Source organism: Pseudomonas sp. 05N434, assembly GCF_056396965.1.
This window is the reverse complement of the sequence record NZ_JBFTMK010000549.1, coordinates 1-3,375: the sequence shown is the minus strand read 5'-3', so window position 1 is coordinate 3,375 and position 3,375 is coordinate 1. Positions and strand designations below refer to the sequence as shown.

Annotated in this window: 3 protein-coding genes and 1 pseudogene; all 4 read right to left on the bottom strand. The window is 59.9% G+C overall.

What is annotated here, in order from left to right; translation table 11 throughout:
• A partial coding sequence (locus AC1DLB_RS25555; RefSeq protein ID WP_477785874.1) for a glutamine amidotransferase-related protein occupies nucleotides 1-295 on the bottom strand: 295 nt, incomplete at its 3' end.
• 467 nt (nucleotides 296-762) lie between these two features.
• Nucleotides 763-2,244: an anthranilate synthase component I gene (trpE, locus tag AC1DLB_RS25550; RefSeq protein ID WP_018928867.1), complete on the bottom strand. Its 1,482-nt coding sequence runs from the start codon at nucleotides 2,242-2,244 to the stop codon at nucleotides 763-765.
• Nucleotides 2,245-2,314: 70 nt separating this feature from the next.
• Nucleotides 2,315-3,133, bottom strand: coding sequence for a phosphoglycolate phosphatase (locus AC1DLB_RS25545; protein WP_018928866.1), 819 nt, complete (start codon nucleotides 3,131-3,133; stop codon nucleotides 2,315-2,317).
• Nucleotides 3,130-3,375, bottom strand: a pseudogene (locus AC1DLB_RS25540) (ribulose-phosphate 3-epimerase); the annotation flags it as partial. The gene AC1DLB_RS25545 and the pseudogene AC1DLB_RS25540, both read right to left, overlap by 4 nt.

The following is a 3,375-nucleotide window of genomic DNA, read 5'->3' as shown; positions in this document are numbered from 1 at the left end:
CCTGACGGGCACGGACCACATCGCCGCCAAACGCCTGGCCGATGGATTGGTGCCCGAGGCAAACGCCGAGAATCGGCAGCTTGCCGGCGAAGTATTTGATCGCTTCGATGGAAATACCGGCTTCGGTCGGGGTGCAAGGACCGGGAGACACGACGATGCGCTCAGGCTTGAGGGCTTCGATTTCGGCAATGGTGAGTTCATCGTTGCGCACGACTTTGACCTCGGAGCCTAGCTCGCCGAGGTATTGCACAACGTTGTAAGTAAAAGAGTCGTAGTTATCGATCATCAGCAACATGGCGTTAAGAACCTCTTGAATTCACTGACTTTTAATACGGCCTTCGAATGATTTACCCGCAGTGCGCTGCGCTTTGACGGGTGCTGGAGTGGCACCAGCAAAGCGGCATTTCGTACAGGTAAAGAAGGCAAAGCGGTACAGGTCCGGCCAGGCCGGCAGAAAAGATTCAGGCGCGCCAACGCCAACGGGCGTGTGCCTTGATGACTTGATCCAGGAGTTTGCTGACGATCAACACGGGAAAGGTCTCATTCATACGTCTGGGCACAGTAACGTAGCTGGGCAGAGCGTGCAATATGGCCGGAGCGACAGCTCGCGAAACAATCGAAGGGTTAGCGACAGATGGCAAAAAGCTGGAAGTTTTTTGGCGGTGTCGAGAGCGGCCGAAGCACAAGATCAAAAGATTAAAAGGGGAATGACAGGCATAAAAAAACGCGGCGCCCTCGCAGGCACCGCGTTTTCTATGTGGATCAGTTTTCCGGGGTTTGTTCGGCCAGGGCCACGGCGCGGAACATCGCGCGACGCTTGTTCAGGGTTTCTTCCCATTCCAGCGCCGGTACCGAGTCGGCGACGATGCCGCCACCGGCCTGCACATGCAGTTCACCGTTCTTGATCACGGCGGTGCGAATCGCAATCGCGGTGTCCATGTTGCCGTTCCAGGCGAAGTAACCGACCGCGCCGCCATAGACGCCCCGCTTGACCGGTTCCAGCTCGTCGATGATTTCCATCGCGCGAATCTTCGGTGCGCCGGACAAGGTGCCGGCCGGCAGGATCGCCCGCAGTGCGTCCATCGCTGTCAGCCCGGCCTTCAATTGGCCGGTGACGTTAGACACGATGTGCATCACGTTGGAATAACGCTCGATGACCATCTTCTCGGTGAGCTTCACCGAGCCGATTTCCGAGACGCGCCCAGTATCGTTGCGGCCCAGATCGATCAGCATCAAGTGCTCGGCGATTTCCTTGTCGTCCGACAGCAGGTCTTTTTCCAGCGCCAGGTCCGCCTCTTCGTTGGCCCCGCGTGGGCGAGTGCCAGCAATCGGGCGCACGGTGATCAGGTTGTCTTCGACCCGCACCAGCACTTCCGGCGAACTGCCGACGACGTGGAAGTCGCCGAAGTTGAAGAAGTACATATACGGCGTCGGGTTGAAGCAACGCAGCGCCCGGTAAAGATCGATAGGCGCAGCCTTGAAGTCGATCGACATGCGCTGGGACGGCACGACCTGCATGCAGTCACCGGCCAGGATGTATTCCTTGATGGTGTCGACGGCTTTCTCGTAATCGTCCTGGGTGAAACTCGAACGAAACACTGGATCGGCCGATTGCTGCTTGCTGAAGTCCAGGCCACGGCGCGGAGTGATTGGCTGACGGAGTTGTTCCAGCAGCGCTTGCAGACGCGCCTGACCTTGTTCGAAGGCATCTTCCTGCGACGGATCGGCCAGGACAATCGCGTGCATCTTGCCGGCGAGGTTGTCGAACACCACCACCGCATCGGACACCATCAGCAGAATGTCCGGCACGCCCAGCGGATCCGGGTTCGGGCATTTGCCCAGACGCTTCTCCACATAACGCACGCAGTCGTAACCGAAGTAACCGACCAGACCGCCGTTGAAGCGCGGCAGACCGGCAATGGTCGGCACGTTATAGCGCGCCTTGAAGGCTTCGACGAAGGCCAGTGGGTCTTCAACGTCGTGGCTTTCGATCTCGACGCCGTCGTGGGTCACGCTGACGTGGTGATCGTGAACCCGCAATACGGTGCGGCACGGCAGGCCGATGATCGAGTAGCGGCCCCACTTCTCGCCGCCCTGCACCGATTCCAGCAGATAGGAGTTCGGCTCGTCGGCCAGTTTCAGGTAGATCGACAGCGGCGTGTCGAAGTCGGCCAGGGTTTCGCAGGCAAGCGGGATGCGGTTGTAGCCGGCAGCGGCCAAACGCAGGAATTCTTCGCGGATCATGAGGTGCCTCGTGGCTTGAGGGTCTAACGGTCAGGTATGCAAACGCGCCGGTACGCCGGCCAGGAACAAGTCAGGCGCGCCAACGCCAGCGGGCCAGGGCCTTGATGACTTTCATCCAGAGTTTGCGAGTGACCACCACGATGGCGTTTCCAGCAGGGGGTTGAACAGCGTCGGGCAACGTTATCTCAGCGGCCGGATCCAGGCAACCGGGAATTAGTTTGCGCAGATCATCGATCACCAGCGCCGGCGACTCTTCGGCAATCGGCCGACCGTGGTTATAACCGTAACTGAGGGCCACGCATTTGACCCCCGCCGCTTTCGCCGCCAGCACATCGCTACGCGAGTCGCCGACGAACAATGATTGCGACGCCGGAATGTTGGCCATTTTCATCACAAAAAACAGCGCAGCCGGATCAGGTTTCTGTTGTGGCAGGGTGTCGCCACCGATGATCCATTTGAAGTAACGGCCGATCTTCATCTGATCCAGCAACGGCGCGACGAAGCGCTCCGGCTTGTTGGTGATCAGCGCCATCGCCACGCCCTGCTTGTGCAGCCATTTCAGGGTGTCGCGCACACCGGGATAGACCACGGTCAGCTCATGCCCCTCACCGTAGGCCTCCATGAAAATCTGCAATGCACCCTCGGCTTCGCCATCATCGACCGATGAATGATCGATGCCGCCGGCCAGTGCACGGCGCACCAGCACCGGCGCGCCGTTGCCGACCCACTCACGCACCGGTTCGATGCCGACCGGGTCACGCCCGAGTTTGAGCAGCATGTTATCCACAGCCGCTGCGAGGTCAGGGACCGAATCGACCAGCGTGCCATCCAGATCGAACATCACCAGCCGCGGCAGACGCCCCGGGAACAGCTGCTCAAAACCGCTCATGGGCGAGCCAGCGCCAGTTCGGAGCGCATTTTTTCAATCACTTCCTGGTAGTTCGGCGCATTGAAGATCGCCGAGCCGGCCACGAAAGTGTCGGCGCCCGCAGCGGCGATTTCGCGAATGTTGTTCACGTTCACCCCGCCGTCGATTTCCAGGCGAATGTCACGTCCGGAAGCATCGATCAGCGCCCGAGCCTCACGCAGCTTGTCGAGGGTGGCTGGAATGAACTTCTGCCCGCCGAAGCC